This window comes from Lysinibacillus sp. IITD104, from assembly GCF_036698265.2.
Classification (GTDB): domain Bacteria; phylum Bacillota; class Bacilli; order Bacillales_A; family Planococcaceae; genus Lysinibacillus; species Lysinibacillus boronitolerans.
This window is the reverse complement of sequence record NZ_JBAHYH020000001.1, coordinates 2,956,597-2,976,562: the sequence shown is the minus strand read 5'-3', so window position 1 is coordinate 2,976,562 and position 19,966 is coordinate 2,956,597. Positions and strand designations below refer to the sequence as shown.

General features: G+C 39.1%; 16 protein-coding genes and 1 other RNA gene. 15 read left to right on the top strand and 2 right to left on the bottom strand.

The window, feature by feature from the left end:
- Positions 1 to 20 precede the first annotated feature (20 nt).
- The 4 genes from asnS to V1L66_RS15245 all read left to right on the top strand — a co-directional run bounded on the left by asnS (position 21) and on the right by V1L66_RS15245 (position 3,108).
- Positions 21 to 1,316 (top strand): asparagine--tRNA ligase, encoded by a 1,296-nt coding sequence (asnS, locus tag V1L66_RS15260; RefSeq protein WP_333005871.1) that lies wholly within the window; start codon positions 21 to 23, stop codon positions 1,314 to 1,316.
- 77 nt (positions 1,317 to 1,393) lie between these two features.
- Positions 1,394 to 2,122 carry a DnaD domain-containing protein gene (locus V1L66_RS15255; protein WP_016994290.1) on the top strand — a complete coding sequence of 243 codons (729 nt, stop codon included), beginning with the start codon at positions 1,394 to 1,396 and terminating at the stop codon, positions 2,120 to 2,122.
- A gap of 12 nt (positions 2,123 to 2,134) precedes the next feature.
- Positions 2,135 to 2,797, top strand: coding sequence for an endonuclease III (nth, locus tag V1L66_RS15250; protein ID WP_016994289.1), 663 nt, complete (start codon positions 2,135 to 2,137; stop codon positions 2,795 to 2,797).
- The gene (locus V1L66_RS15245) at positions 2,794 to 3,108 is read left to right on the top strand and encodes a YpoC family protein (RefSeq protein WP_016994288.1); all 315 of its coding nucleotides are present in this window, start codon (positions 2,794 to 2,796) and stop codon (positions 3,106 to 3,108) included. Before nth ends, V1L66_RS15245 begins: the two co-directional genes overlap by 4 nt.
- 165 nt (positions 3,109 to 3,273) lie before the next feature.
- On the opposite strand, the gene V1L66_RS15240 is transcribed toward V1L66_RS15245, so the two are convergent.
- Together V1L66_RS15240 and recU are read right to left on the bottom strand one after the other, a co-directional pair.
- Entirely contained in the window at positions 3,274 to 5,952 is a 2,679-nt protein-coding gene (locus tag V1L66_RS15240; protein ID WP_258860635.1) for a penicillin-binding protein 1A, read from the bottom strand.
- Positions 5,953 to 5,954: 2 nt separating this feature from the next.
- Positions 5,955 to 6,599: a Holliday junction resolvase RecU gene (recU, locus tag V1L66_RS15235; RefSeq protein ID WP_036077562.1), complete on the bottom strand. Its 645-nt coding sequence runs from the start codon at positions 6,597 to 6,599 to the stop codon at positions 5,955 to 5,957.
- Positions 6,600 to 6,979: 380 nt separating this feature from the next.
- Here recU and V1L66_RS15230 point away from each other — a divergent pair, with 380 nt between their 5' ends.
- The 11 genes from V1L66_RS15230 to V1L66_RS15180 all read left to right on the top strand — a co-directional run bounded on the left by V1L66_RS15230 (position 6,980) and on the right by V1L66_RS15180 (position 19,904).
- Positions 6,980 to 7,174 (top strand): hypothetical protein, encoded by a 195-nt coding sequence (locus V1L66_RS15230; RefSeq protein ID WP_036077560.1) that lies wholly within the window; start codon positions 6,980 to 6,982, stop codon positions 7,172 to 7,174.
- A gap of 209 nt (positions 7,175 to 7,383) precedes the next feature.
- Positions 7,384 to 7,767 (top strand): YppE family protein, encoded by a 384-nt coding sequence (locus V1L66_RS15225; protein ID WP_333005872.1) that lies wholly within the window; start codon positions 7,384 to 7,386, stop codon positions 7,765 to 7,767.
- Positions 7,742 to 10,009, top strand: a complete 2,268-nt coding sequence (locus V1L66_RS15220; protein WP_258860633.1) for a DEAD/DEAH box helicase — start codon at positions 7,742 to 7,744, stop codon at positions 10,007 to 10,009. Before V1L66_RS15225 ends, V1L66_RS15220 begins: the two co-directional genes overlap by 26 nt.
- A 153-nt stretch (positions 10,010 to 10,162) precedes the next feature.
- Entirely contained in the window at positions 10,163 to 11,413 is a 1,251-nt protein-coding gene (locus V1L66_RS15215; protein WP_312124501.1) for a ribonuclease H-like domain-containing protein, read from the top strand.
- 124 nt (positions 11,414 to 11,537) lie between these two features.
- Positions 11,538 to 11,834, top strand: coding sequence for a cell division regulator GpsB (gpsB, locus tag V1L66_RS15210; RefSeq protein WP_004269307.1), 297 nt, complete (start codon positions 11,538 to 11,540; stop codon positions 11,832 to 11,834).
- 60 nt (positions 11,835 to 11,894) lie between these two features.
- Positions 11,895 to 12,275, top strand: an RNA gene (rnpB, locus tag V1L66_RS15205) — RNase P RNA component class B.
- 492 nt (positions 12,276 to 12,767) lie between these two features.
- Positions 12,768 to 14,513 carry a GGDEF domain-containing phosphodiesterase gene (locus tag V1L66_RS15200; RefSeq protein ID WP_036077551.1) on the top strand — a complete coding sequence of 582 codons (1,746 nt, stop codon included), beginning with the start codon at positions 12,768 to 12,770 and terminating at the stop codon, positions 14,511 to 14,513.
- A gap of 3 nt (positions 14,514 to 14,516) precedes the next feature.
- Positions 14,517 to 15,653, top strand: coding sequence for a class I SAM-dependent RNA methyltransferase (locus V1L66_RS15195; RefSeq protein WP_036077548.1), 1,137 nt, complete (start codon positions 14,517 to 14,519; stop codon positions 15,651 to 15,653).
- Positions 15,654 to 15,738: 85 nt separating this feature from the next.
- Positions 15,739 to 17,646: an ATP-dependent DNA helicase gene (locus tag V1L66_RS15190; RefSeq protein WP_258860631.1), complete on the top strand. Its 1,908-nt coding sequence runs from the start codon at positions 15,739 to 15,741 to the stop codon at positions 17,644 to 17,646.
- A 256-nt stretch (positions 17,647 to 17,902) separates the two neighbouring features.
- Positions 17,903 to 19,333 (top strand): sensor histidine kinase, encoded by a 1,431-nt coding sequence (locus V1L66_RS15185; protein WP_258860630.1) that lies wholly within the window; start codon positions 17,903 to 17,905, stop codon positions 19,331 to 19,333.
- A complete protein-coding gene (locus V1L66_RS15180) occupies positions 19,326 to 19,904 on the top strand; it encodes an ANTAR domain-containing response regulator (protein ID WP_036077542.1) in 579 nt (192 codons plus the stop codon). Before V1L66_RS15185 ends, V1L66_RS15180 begins: the two co-directional genes overlap by 8 nt.
- The last annotated feature ends 62 nt before the right edge of the window (positions 19,905 to 19,966 follow it).

The following is a 19,966-nucleotide window of genomic DNA, read 5'->3' as shown; positions in this document are numbered from 1 at the left end:
GTCAACTTTGGAGGATTTCTATGAAAAAAATAATGATTAAAGATATGCCACAGCATATCGGTGAAACAGTCAAAATTGGCGCTTGGTTAGCCAATAAACGTTCAAGCGGAAAAATCGCGTTCCTACAGCTACGTGATGGCTCTGGCTTTGTACAAGGCGTTGTAGTGAAAGAAGAAGTAGGCGAAGAAATTTTTGCTACGGCAAAAGGGATGACCCAAGAAACTTCTATGTATGTGATTGGAGAGGTGAAAGCTGACGAACGTTCAAGCTTTGGCTGTGAGCTTGCTATAACTGGTATCGAGGTACTACATGCAGCAACAGATTTCCCAATCACACCAAAAGAACATGGTCCAGAATTTTTAATGGATAACCGTCATTTATGGCTACGCTCTCGTAAACAACATGCCATTATGAAAATTCGTAATGAAATTATTCGCGCTACATACGAATTTTTCAACAACAACGGTTTTACAAAAATGGACCCACCAATTTTAACAGGTTCTGCGCCTGAAGGTACTTCAGAGCTGTTCCATACAAAATATTTTGATGAAGATGCTTATTTATCTCAATCTGGTCAGCTTTACATGGAAGCGGCTGCGATGGCTTTAGGAAAAGTATTCTCATTCGGTCCAACTTTCCGTGCTGAAAAATCTAAGACTCGTCGCCATTTAATCGAGTTTTGGATGATTGAGCCTGAAATGGCATTCGTAGAATTTGAAGAAAATTTAGAAGTACAAGAGCAATATGTAGCGCACATCGTACAATCTGTACTTGCAAACTGCAAATTAGATCTTGAGCGACTTGGCCGTGATACATCAACACTTGAAAACATTAAAGCGCCATTCCCTCGAATTTCTTATGATGATGCGATAAAGCTTTTACACGAAAAAGGCTTCGACGATATTGAGTGGGGCGATGATTTTGGTGCGCCACATGAAACAGCGATTGCGAATTCATTTGACAAACCAGTATTTATTACTTGTTACCCAGTAGGCATTAAACCGTTCTATATGCAACCACACCCAGATCGTGATGATGTTGTATTATGTGCTGATTTAATTGCACCAGAGGGTTACGGAGAAATTATTGGTGGTTCTGAACGAATCCATGACTACGATCTATTAAAATCACGTCTGGAAGAGCATAACCTATCATTAGATGCCTATGCTTGGTATTTAGAGCTTCGCAAACATGGCTCTGTCCCGCATTCAGGCTTTGGTCTAGGGTTAGAGCGAACTGTAGCATGGATTTCAGGCACAGAGCATATCCGTGAAACAATTCCATTCCCACGTTTACTGAACCGCTTATATCCATAAGCTAATCAATTTAAAAGTCGCGTAGTGAACTATCTACGCGGCTTTTCTACTTACTTAAAGAAGGAGTCTGGAGAATAATGAACGTAAATAATCATCGACTCCGTACATGGACTGAGCAGAGAATGATTCCCATTCCTCAGCTTTTTTTTCAGTTTTATAAGGAGTTAAATATGGAGGATGAAGAGGCGCTAATTGTCATGCACTTATTAGCCTTTCATATGGAGGAGAATGACTTCCCAACACCTAATGATCTAAAGAACCGTCTCACAATGTCTGACAATGACATTACATCACGTTTGCAGCGATTAATGCAGAAGGGTTTTCTTGAAATTACACGAGATGTTGATGCGGGTGGGAAGCTTTATGAAAAGTATTCCGTATACCCGCTATGGGAGCGCATTTTGCAGATGATCGATATGAAAGAGCAGCAACAAACGGCAGTGACACTTCAACAAGAAGAAGGGGAGATATTCCGTCTTTTTGAAGAGGAAATGGGGCGCCTTTTATCTCCTTTAGAACTTGAAAAAATTGGATGCTGGCTTGATGAGGACAAGCATAGTCCAGCACTCATCAAAGAGGCGCTCAAGGAGGCTGTCTTTGCTGGGAAACTGAGTATTCGCTATATTGATCGCATTTTATTAGAATGGAAAAAGAAAAATATTACAACACCACAAGCAGCACAAAAGCAAAGTGAACAGTTCCGTGAGAAACAGACCTTTAACAGAGCACCAGCTCGAACAGTTCAACAAGAAACACAATCAACGGGTAGAGTTCCTTTTTACAATTGGTTGGAAGAAAGAGAATAGGGGGCATCCAGTTTGTTAACGAAAAAACAGTGGGAGCATTGTCTAGAAGAAATGGATCGAATGTTTCCCGATGCACATTGTGAGCTCGTCCATGACAATGCTTTTGAGCTAACGATTGCCACATTATTATCTGCACAATGTACAGATGTACTAGTCAATAAAGTAACGAAAACCTTATTTCAAAAATATAAAACACCAGAAGATTATTTAGCTGTTTCTTTAGAGGAGTTGCAACAGGATATTCGCTCTATTGGCCTTTATCGCAATAAGGCGAAGAACATTCAGGCTCTTTGTCAACGTTTACTAGATGAGTACGGTGGCGAAATCCCTGCAACACGTGAAGCATTGGTGACATTACCAGGTGTAGGACGAAAAACGGCCAATGTTGTGCTGTCAGTAGCCTTCGATATTCCAGCGCTTGCAGTGGATACCCACGTGGAGCGAGTATCCAAACGCCTTGGGCTCTGTCGATGGAAAGATTCGGTGCTTGAAGTGGAAGAAACGATTATGAAGAAAACGCCAATGGACAAATGGTCAAAAACACATCACCAATTAATTTTCTTTGGACGTTATCATTGTAAGGCCCAAAATCCTGGATGCCATACTTGTCCTTTACTCGACGACTGTCGTGAAGGGCAAAAGCGTTTAAAGAAAGGCCTGGTGAAGGAAGCATGAATAGTGAAGCCATTGCAAAAGACAAAGTAGATGCATGGTTTGCCCAATGGACTACACTACAAGCCGCTATCCATACAGCGCATGATGCCAGAAACGGTCTAGCAAAAGGGCTAATGGAAGAAGCTATTGAGCTATTTGAACAACTAGTGCAAGCTGCAGGCGATGAAGTGCTACCCATTAATGGGGTTGAGCGACTAGCCTTTATCAAAGCTAAGCCAGGTCAATATGCATGCTATCGTCAACTAGATGAGCTATTTAAAGAAACGAAAAAGCGCACAGCACGACTGCGGATTCAAGCTAGTAAAAGCTAGAGTAGATGGATAGGATAGGTCGCGAAAAGTGGCGGATAGACTGTGTAGAGTGAAGGATAGAGTGTAAAAGTGGCGGATAGAACGTCAAAACTGACGGATAGCCTCCTCAGATCCTTCATTAATAAAAAACCGAGAAGCAGTGAATGAACTGCTTCTCGGTTTTTTTTATTCTGAGCTTTGGTCTTCTTCATTTGGGTTGGTAGGCTCTGTAGGAGGTGTTGGCTGCTGATTACCATCATTATTGCCATTGTTTCCACCATTGCCGTTATTACCATGCCCATTGCCATTACCATGCCCATTATTACCATTATTATTGTTGTTATTGCCGTTGTTGCCATTGCCATTATTGTGATTACCTTGATCATTGTCCTCTTGACCAGGATCAATCGGTAAATCAATATCTGGTTCATCTGGATCTTCCGTTTCCAAATCTTCCTCAGAGGTACTTGTAATCTGGAAGGTAGTTGTTCCAGGCTCACTGCGTGTGCCATCTACAATAGCTACGACAGAGATTGTATAATTACCATCTTCAAGCGTGTTGGCAACCGTTAAGCCTTTAGTATCTGCTGTGCCAAGGATAACCGTTTCTCCACCTTCACGTGTGGCAGAAACTTCAAATGAAGTTGGTAATGGTTCATCCGTTTCTGGATTTAGGATGGCATCATGTTCCCAAGAAATATTGATAGACTGTGCTCCTAAATCTAAGCTTGCTGAAACATTATAAGGTGTAGATAATTCTGGCGCCTCATATACCTCAGAAACCTCTGTTGGTTCAGTTCCGCGAACGAATAACTCTGTTTGACGTAGTTCGCTAGGTGTATAGTCACTTGCCAATCTTAAAGGATTAGAGCCTACTTCCACCGTTGCTTCTACAACAGTACTTGGCTTTTTAAAGCTAGCTGTCTCAACATTCGCTGAAATTTCTTGCATAATCGTCTTAAATAAGTTTTGTGGTAAACGACGTTCTTCCCACGTTGTAATTGGATCAAAGTGTTTTTCATAGCCACTCCATATAGCGATGGAATAGTTAGTTGTGTAACCAGCAAACCATGAATCTGGCACACTTGTATTTGGTAAATTATATTTGTTAAAGTCTTCTGCTGAATAGTTGGTTGTACCTGTTTTACCTGCGATATCTAAGCCAGGCACATTGGCAGCAGTTCCTGAAGCATCAGGCTTATTGCTGACTACATCACGTAGCATGTCTGTTACCATGTAAGCCGTATAATCATTCATAGCCACTTTAGACTCAGGTGTATAGTTTTTAGACGTTTTACCATCACGATAAACAATTTTTGTAATCGAATGTGGATCTGTATAGACCCCGTTATTACCGAAAGCAGCATAGGAAGCTGCCATTTGAATAGGAGAGATAGTAATAGCACCACCGCCAATTGCATCTGACTCATAAAGGTTTTCTGTTTCAATTCCTAAACGTCCAACAAATTCCTTGGCTTTGTCAGTGCCAACCTCCTGTAATGTTTTGACAGCTGGAACATTTCGTGAAGCATATAATGCTTTACGTGCAGTCATGGCACCCATATATCTGCCATCCCAGTTTGTGATTGTTTGCTTTGTACCTGTATAATTCATTGGTTCGTCGACAAGTGTTTGACCTGTAGACCATTTTAAATATTCGATTGCTGGCCCATAGTCAACTAACGGTTTCATTGTGGAACCTGGTTGATTATTTGTTAAGTCCTCGGCATAGTTCCAGCCACGTTCTGCACCATATTTACGACCGCCACCAACGGCTTGAATGGCACCTGTTTTTGTATCAACAACCGCCACACCTGACTGAATATCTTCAGTTGGGAAATTACTATCATCATTCATCACATTTTCTACAACTTGTTGAGCATTTGGATCAAGCGTCGTATAGACTTTGATTCCTTCTGCCATTGCCGAACCGTCACCATTATTTTCTAATTCGTTAATAACAACATCAAGGAAGGCATCATATTTGGAACCTGCAAATGATTGTCGTGTTGCGTCATCCGCTAAACCTGATTGAACTTCTGCTTTCTTCGCTTCTTCCATTTCGGCTTTAGTAATTTTTCCATGTTGATACATTAAACCTAAAACAGTATTACGTCGTTTTTTAGCAAGCTCAGGGTTTTTTAATGGATTATACGCATTTGGTCGTTGCACTAACCCTGCTAATAATGCTTCTTCATCTAATGTTAAATCTTTTAATTCTTTACCATAGAAATATTGTGCGGCTGTGCCGAAGCCATAGATACGACCTGACATAAGCATTTTATTGAAGTACATTTCAAAAATTTCTTCTTTTGTATACTTACGCTCTAATTGGAAGGCAAGCCATGCTTCCTGTGCTTTACGCTTTAATTTCTTCTCGTTTTGTAAAAATGAGTTTTTGACTACTTGCTGTGTTAAAGTCGATGCACCTTGCGCACCAAAGCCATCACGGAAGTTTGCTAGAATAGCACCGCCTAGACGATAAAAATCCATACCATGATGCTCAAAAAAGCGTACATCTTCTGTAGCCAGAATAGCATTGATCATATCTTCAGGTATATCTTCATATTTTATATATTTACGGTTTTCAGCACCGATTGTTGCAAATAATTCACCGTTTTTATCGTAGAACTCTGAAGAAACGGGATCTTTCAGTAATTCTTCATCGAGCTCTGGAGCCGAGCTTGCATAGAAGGCAAATAATGCAGCTCCTCCGATTAAGCCTGCTACACCGATTGCTAAGACTGTTAAGAAAATGCGTTTAAACCATGACTTAGCCGATGAGGCTGGTTTCGTTTTTTTCTTTTTATTTTTTTCAGCGAGAGCTTTTTGATGCTCTCCACGTGTTCGACGACGTTCAGTCATTCTTATTTCTCCTCACTTTCAGACCCGTAGCATTTTGCATCAATCAATTGTTGGATGATGGGTAAATAATCGATACGCGGATAATAGCTCGTGGGAATTTCATATGCCTCTTCTTCGATGATCGAAAAGGGTATCGATTTACGATCGCCATTCTCCATTGCTTGCCAGGCCTTTTGTAAAACTTCATATGGCACAATAAAATATCGTTCATAAGCAGAAAAGCGAACGATAATAAAAGCCACACCATTTTGTTCCGTCACTTGCTGCATATGTGTCATTTGATGCTCATGAATATTTTTTAAGGGGAAACTCGTTTTGGAAGCTGTTTCCTTTGCATCAAAATCTATATAATGCCCATTCCAAACACCATTGTAGTCGGTTGTAGAGGGTGTTCGAAAATAAGCTTCACGAATGACAGCAGCACTTCGTGAAGGGTACTCTACTTTGACGATTTGCACAGGAACAGGTTTCTTATGAATGATAGCAAGTCGCCTTTTTATATAATAGTCGTTTGCTTCATTAATTTCATCTTCTAGCGTCTTCCCACGATTACTAAAAGATAAATCTTTGTTTTTGCTCTTTTTTTCTGTTTTCTGTACAGAAGCATTTGGGGTATACAATTTCCCGTTTGGATAACGAATTGTCATTAAGCTCACCCTTTACCTTACTGCTTTTCTATCCACTAGTTTACCATGTTTTAATAGCGGTTCTCTACCTCCATCAGTCATGAAATTGTTACTAGAATAGTAGAAAACAGATGGTAAGTATAAATAATTTGCGTCGAAAAATCGCCAGCTTCATTATTACTCAAATCGTCAAAATAACTGATAAATTTAAGTAGGTCATTGGGATGAAAATATACTCACACAGTGACCTTTCATTCATGACGATTTTTTTGGTGGGAGGTTCGCTCTTAAAATTTTATCGAAAATCTTCTTCTTTCAGCTAACTTACGCTTATTTTGTCACGTATGAAGGTAATTCTATACATACGAGGAATACTAAAGTAAAGCAAAGGAGGCGTTATTTTGAACAAGTTAGAACAATTAGTTGCGCAGTTAGATCTGGTCAATCAATTACTTTTCACGAGAGTGTCACTGGAAAACAATGCTCATCGTTTGCATTTTTTTATGCAGCTCAAAGCGGTTAGCCAGAAAGTAAGCTTAGCAGAAAAGAACTGGCAAGTAAAGAATGCTTGTTCGCCTATTAGTAGTGAAAAATGATAGACTTTGGTACACTTATCTCATAGCAATTGAAGTAACGCAATAGCATGAAGAATGATACAATATTTGCCATAATGCTGTGGTAAATAGGTGTCATCAGCAGTGATATTTCCATAGCTGAAGTGGTGGACAAGACATACTCACCATGTATATGCCATCACTACGAAATATATTTGCTATTTGTAATTGATGAGAGATGAGGTGCAAAATTGTTAGTTATCCAACAAACATCCAAATTAATAGATGAATGTGATCAATGCGTTTCCCGGTTTTGGCAAATGCGTGAGGAAGATCGAACACCTGATTTTTTTCAAGAGGTAAAGCCACATGCAGATGAAATCCATCAACTTTTGAAGGAATGGCAGCAGGAAGCCAATACATGGATTCAAAAAAATCGACCGAAATACATGCATACGCAACAAATTGCTTCAGCCGTAGAGTCGATGGAGCAATTTGTTGTGCAATCTTTTTATAAAGAAACGAGTAAAAAACGTTTTTTAGATGCGATTCATTCTACTTCCTATACATTGAAAATATTTGAACGATTAGTAAAGGAGGCAGAAACGGATGCTATCGAAGAAACGAACGATTAGTGAGCTTTTACAAGAGTGGAGATATGATGAAGAACTAAAAGAGCGTATCCTGCACTGGCAAACATTAGAAGGTCGCCCAGCTAACTATGCACCTTTTCCGAGGAATTTACATCCGTCATTAGTGAAAGCCTTACAGGCACGTGGTATTGAGCAGCTTTATACACATCAGCGAGAGGCTTTTGATTTGGCGCAGAGTGGTACGTCTTTTACTGCGGTGACGCCAACTGCTTCCGGTAAATCCTACTGCTATCATCTACCAGTGCTACAAAAAATAATGGAAGATAAAAATGCACGTGCCATTTATTTATTTCCAACAAAGGCACTGGCACAGGACCAGAAAAATGATTTGAATGAACTAATCGAGCAAAGTGGTGAGGAGATTTTAAGCTATACCTATGATGGAGATACAGCTCCAGGTATTCGCCAAAAGGTTCGTAAGGCGGGGCATATCGTGATGACGAATCCAGATATGCTTCATTCGGGGATTTTGCCGCATCATACAAAATGGGTTTCACTCTTTGAAAATCTACAATATATCGTGATTGATGAATTGCATACATACAAAGGTGTGTTTGGTTCCCATGTGGCGCATGTTATTCGGAGATTAAAAAGAATTTGTGACTTTTATGGTAGTAAACCTGTGTTTATTTGTACATCAGCTACCATTAAAAACCCTAAAGAGCTTGCTGAGCTGTTAACGAATGAATCACATATGCTCATTGCTGATTCGGGTGCTCCAGTTGGTAAGAAAACCTTTCTTTTTTACAATCCGCCGATTATTCATAAAACATTTGGCGTGCGTAGAAGTGCAGTATTAGAGGTTAGTGATTTAGCTAAAAGGCTGTACACGGCCGGCATTCAATCCATTATTTTTGCCAAAAGTCGGGTACGAGTAGAAATGATTGTAACCTATTTAAAGGAACTGACACGTAATAAGCTACTCGATGAATCTGTACGTGGCTATCGCGGTGGGTATCTACCATCTGAGCGACGTGTCATCGAAAAAGGCTTGCGTGATGGGACGATTCAAACAGTAGTTAGCACCAATGCATTAGAATTAGGTGTCGATATCGGTCAATTACAAGCATGTATTATGACCGGTTATCCAGGAAATATTGCGAGTGCTTGGCAGCAAGCAGGACGTGCAGGGAGACGTCAGGATGAGGCATTGATTATTTATGTTGCGCAATCTTCGGCATTGGACCAGTATGTGGTCAATCATCCACTATTTTTACTAGGCAGTACACCAGAGGAAGCACGTATTTATCCAGAAAATATGTTGATTTTAATGGATCATTTGAAATGTGCCGCCTTCGAGCTACCTTTCTCAACAGGCGATACGTATGGAGAATATGACATACAGGAATTGTTGGAGTATTTAGCAGAGGAAGGGGTAGTATTTAAGACAAGTGATAAATGGCATTGGATGAGTGATCGTTTCCCGGCACATGATATTAGCTTACGTTCAGCGTCACAGGAAAATGTAGTCATTATTGATCTTACCATTCCTGCACAGACAAAGGTTATTGGTGAAATGGATCGTCATAGTGCCATGACACTCTTACATGAAGAAGCCATTTACTTGCACCAAGGTATTCAATTCCAAGTAGAGAAGCTTGACTGGGAGGAAAAGAAAGCCTACGTACGTGAAGTAGATGTTGATTACTATACAGATGCCAATCTAGCCGTTGAAATGAAAGTTTTAGAGGAAGATCGTAACCGTTCATATGCGGGCGGTACGATTTGCTTTGGCGATGTTGGCTTAGTTGCACAAGCAACGATTTTCAAGAAAATCCGCTTCGGCACACATGACAATATTGGCTCAGGACCTATACATTTACCACCAGATGAAATGCATACAAGTGCTTCGTGGCTATCGTTTACAGCACCAGATAAATGGACTGAGGAAGAGCTAACAGATGCTATGACTGGAGTAGCCTATGCGATGAACGCCTTCATTCCTTTATTTATCCAATGTGATAGTAGTGATGTAGCCGTTGTACCGCAGGTGAAGGCTACACATAATGAGCAGCCAACGTTTTTTGTCTATGATAAGTATCCTGGTGGCATCGGCTTAAGTGAAAAGGTATATGAACTCTGGGAAGAACTAATCATGAAAACATATGAGCATGTCGCAAATTGTGCATGTGAATCAGGCTGTCCTTCCTGTATTGGGGCACAAGAATCATTGCTTCAAACAAAAGGGAAGGTAGCTAAATTACTGCAACAATTAATGGCTTAGCAAACAGAGGGTGAAGAACGCGAATTGGTTCTTCCACCCTCTTATTTGTATTCATGGTAAGTCGAGGCGAAGAATATTTTGAATGAGGTTAACAATCATGATACTCTTGCAAGAGAGATGTCTTATACTATAAGCAGAAAATGAGTGAAATTCATGTCTTACGAAAATAAAATATTACAAATGAAAAAAATGCTTGGAAAAAAACCAGTGACTGCTAAACAGAAAGTTGAAGAACCTGCGTTCCAAAAACCTGCTAGGCCGAGCTATACAGAGCAATGGAAACGAGCAGGACTAACAGTTGTTGAAAATGATTTTGGCATCGTCTTTAAGCGTCAAGTAAGCTATCCGTTTAGCTATCAGCATGGTTATTATCAGCTAAAAACATTCTTTGAAGCCCTGAAAAAATGGCAAGATGCTGAGTTTGATCATCCTTATGCGCTCGATATGGAAGAGTCCATCTTATTTTTTGATACGGAAACAACAGGTTTAAAGGGCGTTGGGACTCATATTTTTTTGCTTGGATTTTTAGAGGTAGCTGAAGAATCCTTCATCCTCACACAATATATTATGGCAGATCCAGCACATGAAGCAGCCTTCTTGTTTGAATCCAAGCTTTGGCAAAAGTCGGCTACCGTGATTACCTATAATGGGAAAAGCTTTGATTGGCCACAGCTTGAAACACGATGGACATTGCATCAAAAAACTTTACCCAAATTACGCTCGCAGCGACAGATCGATTTGTTGCATAGTTCGAAGCGTTTATGGAAAAATGATATGGAGCGCTTAAAATTAAAATCTGTCGAGGAAGAAAAGCTTGGTTTTTCGCGTAAAGGGGATATCCCAGGCCATCTCGCACCTATTATTTATTTGGATGCTGTAAAAAGTGGCGTACCTGATGCACTTATGAAGGTATTGCATCATAATGAGTGGGATTTACTATCACTAATCACACTGTATAGTCATTCTACGTATTTATTGTTTGAGCAGGACCAGGAAGAATCGGCAAAAACTTTCACCAACATCGGGAAATGGTATGGTGATTTAAGAGAAAGCACACAAAGTGTGAGGGTTTTAGAAAAAGTGACATCGAAATTTGATGCACTAGAAGCGGGCCATGCTCAATATTATTTAGCAATACAGCACAAAAAGAATAAACGCTACAGTGAAGCTATTGACTCATTCGTGGCCTCTCTTCATTTTGTTGAAGCAAGAACAAAGTTACATGCCCTTGAGCAGCTAGCCATACTTTATGAGCACCAAATGAAGGATTATGAGCAGGCCCTTTATTATACGCAAGAAGGCATACGTCTCATTCAAGATCATGAGCAATGGAGAGCAGAACAAAAACAAAAATGGGAAATTTCTTGGGAAAAGAGACTACGCAGATTAGGAAATAAGAAATAAATTCCTAGGTAAGCGCATGAAACGACAAGTTTAGCCTTACAATTAGTGTTTTCAGACGATATAATGTGATGAAGTATGCTATTATAATGTATATGTGTATGTAGTGTGAGGAAGGGCGATGTGAATGGACATTAAATTAACGTCAAAAATGATCCTTGAAAAGGAATTTAAAAAGAACTTTAAAGGCTACAATGTAGAAGAAGTAGATTCTTTTCTTGATGAAATTATTCAAGACTATGAAACGTTTGAAAAAGTGGTGGCCCAACTACGTGAAGAAAATAGACAATTAAAAGAAGAAATTGAAAGCACACCTAAGAGACAACCTGTTGCTTCAGCGGCAGCTGGTACAACGAATTTTGATATTTTAAAACGTCTTTCTAATTTAGAAAAACATGTATTTGGTAGCAAGCTGTACGAATAATTTTAGTCAATTATATTGTATTTAACATAAAACTCTAGTATAATCTTTCGTATCATCACGAAATTCTGGTAATCGCTGCGGCGCTAGACGTCGTAGAGGAAAGTCCATGCTCGCACGGTTCTGAGATGACCGTAGTGTTCGTGCTTACTGAAAAAATAAGGTAAGGCAGCTATTAAGGCTGACGGCGGAAGGAAAACCTAAGTCCTCTGGATATGGTTGACACTTCCTGAAAGTGCCACAGTGACGAAGCTTGCTTGGAAACTTGCAAGGTGGAACGAGGTAAACCCCACGAGTGAGAAACCCAAATTATGGTAGGGGCACTCTCTAGAAGGAATTGAACGGATAGAGGGACAGAGTTTGCTCTGTAGATAGATGATTACCACCCGATCGTACGAGGCGCAAGCTGTTTGAGTACTCGGGAACAAAACATGGCTTATGGAATTTTTTGATGCTTATCTACGAAATAACAAGCGCTCTCCAACTCGGTGGAGAGCTTTTATTTTGAATTCATGAGGAAAAAGTAACCTTGTTAATCAAGTCTTGGTATGCGCTATACGTTTGAGAAGTATCGCTACCGCTTCTAAGTCACAACATCTGAAAACGGTTATCGCATCAATGTGATGTATTGATCTTGACTGCTCACATATTTTGTAATGTAAGCAAATGCGCCAGGTATCCAGGACAAACAGTTCTTTAAATGATTTATCATTTTAGATGATGTAGTGCTACCTGTTCATCAAGAGATTGCCTTAGGCGATTGTCACAGATTTACGTGAGACGCTTTTCGAGCTAGTTCGAAAAATCTGGACGCATTCATTGCGCGAAAGAGAAGCGTCAGTGACAATTACGCCGAGCGTAATAGATTACATAGTGGTTGGCCTGACGAAATGCCCTTCTGAGGGGGAGTATAGAGAGATAGGATGGAGCGGAAACATGAACGGAGTAAACAATTGGGAAAGTACGGATAAACTGAAACTGATATCTAAATATCCGACTACCTTAATACTTAAAATCTTCGAAAATGTATCTGAAGGTATCATGATTACTGATGAATACAAAAAAATAGTAATGGTTAATCCTGCCTTTGAATTTGTGACAGGCTATACATGTGATGATGTGGTTGGCAAAACGCCAGCCGTTTTACAATCTGGTGTACATGAATTGCCGTTCTATTTAGAGATGTGGGAGCAGATACGACAAGAAGGCATTTGGCAAGGTGAGATATGGAATCGTCGTAAAACTGGAGACGTATATCCTGAATGGTTAACAATTGTTTGTGTAACCAACGATGAGGGTGAGGTTACAAATTACTGTGGTATTTTCACAGATTTGTCTGAAAGAAAAATAGTAGAAAATGAATTAGAAAAGCGTTTGCTCACGGATTCATTAACAGATGTATCCAATCGTTTTGCCTATATCGAAAGAATGGATAATCTTTTGGAATCGACTTCTGCTATTTCTCATTCAGTGCAGCATGCGATCTATTTCTTAGATTTGGATCGATTTAAGCAAATTAATGATACATTAGGCCATGCTGTTGGAGATTCAATTTTAATAGAAGTAGCAAATCGACTAAAAAAATTACTGAAAAATAAAGATATTATTGCAAGATATGGCGGAGATGAATTCGTCATTACATTAACCAATGTGAAAAATGTGAAAGAGGCTGCAAAATTCGCTGAACAAATTATTAGTAGTATTGAACAGCCAATGATGATAAATGATCAGGAAGTTTTTATTTCTACAAGTATTGGTATTAGCGTTTATCCAGTTGATAGTAAGAACACAGAAGAACTAATCAATTGTGCAGATAGAGCAATGACGTATTCAAAAAAGAATGAATTGAACGGCTATTCCTTTTATTTTGATGAGCTGCAAACAGACGCACAACGAGTGCTATTGCTAGATTCTGAGTTAAGAAGAGCAATAGAAAACCGTGAATTTGAACTATATTTTCAGCCAAAGATTGCTATGGAAAATGAGCAGATTCAAGGTTTAGAAGCACTAGTCCGCTGGAATAGCGAGAGGCTAGGCTTTGTGTCGCCTGCGGAGTTTATCACTTATGCGGAGGATACAGGTCTAATCATTCCATTAAGTGAGCTCATTATTGAAAAAGCATGTGAGGCAGTCATTCAAATGCAACAATATGGTTGGAAAACACCTGTCGCCATTAATATCTCGAGCATTCACTTTAAACAGCAGAATTTTTTGGAGTCGATACAAACAATATTAGAGCGCTATAATATGCCAGCTAACAATTTTGAAATAGAAGTGACAGAGCGAACGGTGATGAACAGTGCCAATGAGACTGTCAGTAAATTGGTTCGTTTAAAACAATTAGGCTTTAAAATCTCAATCGATGATTTTGGGACAGGCTATTCGTCCTTAAGCTATTTAGTTCGCTTCCCATTAGATTGTTTAAAAATTGATCGTAGCTTTATTCAGCATATTGGATCACTCGATGAAAAACAGGCAGTTGTAGATGCTATTATTCAAATGTCCCATCGCCTAAAAATGAAAGTTGTTGCTGAAGGTGTAGAACAAGCACAACAAGTGGATATACTACGTAAAATGAACTGTGATATTATCCAAGGCTATTATTACAGCAAACCACTCCCGTTAAACGAATTGATGGAGTTTATGGAGTATTGGGAAATTGAGCATCAAGGAAGGAAATAATTTATGGCAAACTATCAATTAGTAGCTACGTCAGCAATGGGCTTAGAAGCTATTGTGGCACAAGAAGTAAAAGCACTTGGCTATGAAACAACCGTTGACAATGGCAAAGTATATTTTGAAGGTGATGAAACGGCGATTGCTCGTACCAATTTATGGCTACGTGTAGCGGATCGTGTAAAGATTGTCGTTGGGCAATTCCCAGCAAAATCGTTTGAACAATTATTTGAAAGTGTGAAGGCACTCCCTTGGGAGAAGTATTTACCAGTGGACGCTGCTTTTCCTGTTTCAGGAAAGTCCGTAAAATCGAAACTATTTAGTGTACCTGATTGTCAAGCCATTACCAAAAAGGCAATCGTTGAGCGAATGAAACAGCATTATAAACGACTTGGCTTTTTAGATGAATCTGGAGCGACTTACAAAATTGAGGTTTCAATTTTAAAGGATGTGGCGACACTAACGATTGATACATCTGGTGCTGGCCTACATAAGCGTGGCTATCGTCAGGCACAAGGTGAGGCACCATTAAAAGAAACATTAGCTGCTGCACTTGTACAAATTTCGAAATGGAATCCAAATCGTCCGTTTGTTGACCCATTCTGTGGCTCTGGTACTATTACATTGGAAGCGGCGATGTTTGGACAAAACATAGCTCCTGGCTATAACCGTGAATTCATTTCTGAGGACTGGCCATGGATGAAAGCTGCAATCTGGGATATGGTTCGTGATGAAGCAGAGAGTTTAGCGAACTATGATCAGCCATTAGAAATAATTGGCTCCGATATTGATCACCGCATGGTCAGCATTGCACAAGAAAACGCTACGGAAGCAGGCTTTGGAGAGTTAATCACGTTTAAGCAAATGCAAGCACGTGATTTTACAACACAGTTAACGGATGGCGTCATGATTGGAAACCCGCCGTACGGAGAACGTATTGGTGATGTGGAAGTCGTGGAACAGGTGATCCGTGATGTTGGGAAGGTCATGAAAAACTATCCAACTTGGTCTGTATATATGCTATCCTCCATGAAGAATTTTGAAGAATTATATGGACGCCAAGCGACGAAAAAGCGTAAATTATTTAATGGTTTTATTGAAACAAATTATTATCAGTTCTGGGGTCAAAAGTCTAAAAGAGATTAACGAATAGTAACGGAAGATAAGATTTTTTCTTATCTTCCGTTTCGTCGCGTATAATAGCACCAGATAGTTAGAGGGGGAACACTAATTGCGTAAATCTTTACCATTTGCATTATCAAAGGACCGTTCATTTTTCGATTCATTAGGTGACTGGATGGGCGATGTTCTTTATGATGAATTACCAGAAAAGGGCTTTGAATGCCGTGATGAGCAAATCTTTATGGCTTATCAAATAGAACAAGCACTAAAAGAAAAGAATGTTCTTTTTGCAGAGGCAGGAGTGGGAACTGGCAAAACGATCGCTTATTTGCTTCCAGCCATTTCCTATGCACGCTACACAGGGAAACCTGCGTTGATTGCTTGTGCAGATGAAACATTAATCGACCAACTTGTAAAAGAGGGGGGCGATATTTATAAACTCCAAAAAACGTTAGGACTTGATATTGATGTTCGTCTAGCAAAATCGAGAGATCAGTATTTATGCTTAAAACGCTTTGAGGAAGCAGAAAAAGTGGAGTCGGATGAATGGATTGACGATATTGCCTTTTCTATCCCTGATGGTGTTTATGCACAGGGTTCGATGATTGCTGTTCATCCATATGGGGAACGCAGTGATTATCCAACTGTCAGTGATGAGGATTGGCAAAAGGTTAATTACAATTCGATTATGCAATGCTCGGTTTGTGATCTTCGTAATCGCTGTGGGCAAACATTGCATCGCTCTCATTATCGAAAATCAACTGATCTTGTTATTTGTTCGCAAGATTTTCTAATGGAGCATTTGGCTACAAAGGAATCTCGTGAGCGTGAAGGTCAGCTAGCATTACTGCCTGAGGTATCAATGATGGTGCTGGATGAAGGACATTTATTGGAGTATGCTGCGCAAAAAGCGATGACCTATAAAGTACAGGCAACGACCATTGTGCAATTACTGGAGCGCTTGATGGTAGATGGTGTACGCGAGCGCACACTGTATGCAATGGAGAAATTACAGGATGATCATGAACTATTTTTTGATCAACTTCGTGATGATATCGTCGCTTCTAATGAAGATCGCAAACGCATAAACAAATCAAAAACATTGCTCGCTTACGGGAAGCAGTTAATAGATGATGTAGAAACATTGATGGAGGAATTCGTTTTTGAATCAGAAATGTACATGATTCCTGAATATGAGCTAAATATGGCGGAAGAATATTTAGAACAATATGAGGCTTCATTGCGTATTTTCATCGCACAGGGAGATGCAGTAGATTGGTTAGAGGAAACAGATGGTGAAGAAACGCTCGTCATTATGCCTCGTTTAATCACAGAAGTTTTAGCAGAAAAATTATTCTCTAAAAAGCTTCCAATCGTCTTTTCTTCTGCCACGTTATCGGTCAATAAAGACTTTTCTTATATTGCCTATAGTTTAGGAATTCGAGATTACCAATCATTTTCTGTACCATCCCCATTCGACTATGAAGAGGTTATGAAAATCTATTTACATGAGCTTACACAGCGAGACAAAACAGCGCGTGTTCAGCAGTTGCTGCGTGATGGCGAGCAAACGTTAATTTTATTTAAATCGAAGCAAGCCATGCTAAACTTCAAGGCGGAATTACCGCTAATGGAACGTATGTATGTAGCATTTGAGGGAGATCGAGAGCTATCAGCCATTGTTCGAGACTTCCAGCAAGGAACAGTTAAAACATTATGTTCATATCATTTATGGGAAGGGTTAGATTTGCCTGAGGAAGCATTAACGCGTGTGATTATTTATGATTTACCGTTTCCTCCACAGGACCCATTATTTGATGCGAAACGTACATTTGCCGAAAACCCATTTGAAGAGGTGGAGCTACCTTTCATGCAATTACGCTTGCAGCAAGGGATGGGGCGTTTAATTCGGACATCGAATGACCATGGTGATATTCACATATTATTAAATGAAGATGAACAAAAACAGCGTGCAGCCTTTGAAAATATAGTAGCAGTTGTTCCAGAAATCAAGTAGAAAAAAGCGAGTTTACCCAAAAGGTAAGCTCGTTTTTTGTTATTTTAAAATAACATTATGTGCGTAGTTAAATTATGGTTCTTTAAAAAACTGTTGAATATTTCTCTTTTAAGCTATATAGTTCTTTGTAATGCAACGAAATCTTGTGGAAGAATATATTTTTTGTATTGAAAATAATTTCACAAAAGGTTTATAATAATGACAAAGATTTTTAAGAATAGTCAATTTGCTTGCTGACTATTCCTTGATAGGGGGCTTGAACCTGTCGAACATTCAATCATTGTGTAGAAAATATACAAATCTATCGGCAACGGATATTGACAAGTTAATAGAAATAGAGGCTACGCTAACGTATTATGCTGAGTTGACTGATTGTTACATGTTCATAGATTGCTTGTTGGAGAATTTACCGCATGCAATTGTTGTGGCAGAGGCATTCCCAAAGAAAGAGATTGGTTTATACGAAAAATCAGTTATCGGAAAATTCGTATTTGAAAGTTTTGAACCAGCCGTATTTGCTGCGTTTAAACATAAAGAAAAATCATCCATTTCCAGAGCAATTACGCAGGAAGGCATTACGGTGGAGCAAAATGTCATTCCCATTTTTAATGAGCAGCAGCAAGTAATTGCTGTATTGATTCAGGAAAAAATGGTGAAGATGCAAACGACACCGAAGGATGATTTTCAGAATATGCCTTTTGCATTAATTGAGCATATTGTTGAACCAAATTCTCAACCGATTCCAGTTGTTTCTGATTTACTCGTAGAGTCGATTATTCTCACAAATCACGAAAATAAAGTGATTTATAGTAATCCTGCTGGCTATCATTTTATTTCAGAGCTATCTGGATTAGAAAATTTTGACAATGTAGCATTGGATAAAATCTTACCTTTTTTACAGGAGGTCTATGATAAAGGCGACGATGTCTTTTTCCTTGAAATTACAATTGATCGTAAATCCTTTATTGTGAAGAAAATTCCAATTCGCAGTCATAACGAGAAAGTCACACTACTCATTATTCATGATCTAACAGAGCTTAAGCTGAAAGAAAATGAGCTAATGATGAAAACATTTGCGATAAGAGAAATTCACCACCGCGTGAAAAACAATCTTCAGACAGTGACAAGTCTATTACGTTTACAAATGCGCAATGAGCTGTCTGCTTCGAATGCAAGTGCTTTTCAAGAGGCATTAAATCGAATCTATAGTATTTCATCGGTTTATGAGCTGATTTTAGAAAATGAAGATAACGCGGAAGAAAGAGTAGACGTTATCGCTTTAGCTAAAAAAATTGGTCATAAAATGATTGATACGTCTAATACAGCAACTATTCAACTAGCCTTTCATCATGAAAATTTGCGGGTATTCTGCCATTCAAAAAAGGCAGTCTCTTTAGCACTCATTATTTGTGAGCTACTGCAAAATGCATTAAAGTATGCGTTTATCGGACGTGATGAAGGAATCATCGATATTCAATTCATTCAGGAAGATTCTACAATTTCGCTTCATATTTCTGACAACGGCGTTGGAATGCAAGAGGTGAAGGCATCTTTTGGTATGGAGATTATCACAAGGCTTGTAGAATATGATTTAGCTGGCTCATTTTCAATTATCCCTAGTAATGAAGGTACACATACTCAGATTCAGTTCCCTGTAAGTGAGGAGGTATTTATCGTAAATGACTAGGAAAGTTATGATTGTCGAAGATGAATCACTGATTGCGATTGATTTGAAGTTTATGTTAGAAGATAACGGCTACGAAGTTGTAGCTCAAGCGAACAATGGAGAAACTGCCATTGAATTAGCCTTTTTACATAAACCACAGTTAATCTTAATGGATATTAAAATGCCTAAACTTGATGGTTTAAAGGCAAGTAAAATTATTGAACAACAGCTTGGTATACCTGTTCTTTTCATCTCGGCATATAGTGAAAAAGAATTGTTGCTATACATGAAGCAGGATAATATATTAGGATATGTAATGAAACCGTTTTCTGAAAAAAATGTGTTGCCTGTGCTAGAGGTTGCTTTTCATCAAATTGATAAATTCAACCGTCTCAATGGGGAGATCTTGCATAAGCAAACACAATTAGATAAGCGAAAAGTCATTGAACGAGCGAAGGGCTTGCTGATGCAGGCTGAAAATATAAGCGAGGACGAGGCTTACCGTAAGATTCGCAATGAAAGTATGCAAACACAACAGGAAATGGTGCAGATTGCACAGCAAATTATTAACAACTTACAAGTCAATAGTTGAAGCAAAGGCGCTTTAAAGAGATTTCTTCTTTAAAGTGCCTTTTTTTATATAAATTTATAAAT

Excerpts from the sequence above, each read along its gene's own strand:
- V1L66_RS15220 (WP_258860633.1), top strand. The coding sequence starts at position 7,742 with ATGCTATCGAAGAAACGAACGATTAGTGAGCTTTTACAAGAGTGGAGA.
- V1L66_RS15215 (WP_312124501.1), top strand. The coding sequence starts at position 10,163 with ATGTCTTACGAAAATAAAATATTACAAATGAAAAAAATGCTTGGAAAA.
- V1L66_RS15180 (WP_036077542.1), top strand. The coding sequence starts at position 19,326 with ATGACTAGGAAAGTTATGATTGTCGAAGATGAATCACTGATTGCGATT.
- V1L66_RS15255 (WP_016994290.1), top strand. The coding sequence starts at position 1,394 with ATGAACGTAAATAATCATCGACTCCGTACATGGACTGAGCAGAGAATG.
- V1L66_RS15240 (WP_258860635.1), bottom strand. The coding sequence starts at position 5,952 with ATGACTGAACGTCGTCGAACACGTGGAGAGCATCAAAAAGCTCTCGCT.
- V1L66_RS15195 (WP_036077548.1), top strand. The coding sequence starts at position 14,517 with ATGGCAAACTATCAATTAGTAGCTACGTCAGCAATGGGCTTAGAAGCT.
- gpsB (WP_004269307.1), top strand. The coding sequence starts at position 11,538 with ATGGACATTAAATTAACGTCAAAAATGATCCTTGAAAAGGAATTTAAA.
- recU (WP_036077562.1), bottom strand. The coding sequence starts at position 6,599 with ATGACAATTCGTTATCCAAACGGGAAATTGTATACCCCAAATGCTTCT.
- asnS (WP_333005871.1), top strand. The coding sequence starts at position 21 with ATGAAAAAAATAATGATTAAAGATATGCCACAGCATATCGGTGAAACA.
- V1L66_RS15200 (WP_036077551.1), top strand. The coding sequence starts at position 12,768 with ATGAACGGAGTAAACAATTGGGAAAGTACGGATAAACTGAAACTGATA.
- V1L66_RS15245 (WP_016994288.1), top strand. The coding sequence starts at position 2,794 with ATGAATAGTGAAGCCATTGCAAAAGACAAAGTAGATGCATGGTTTGCC.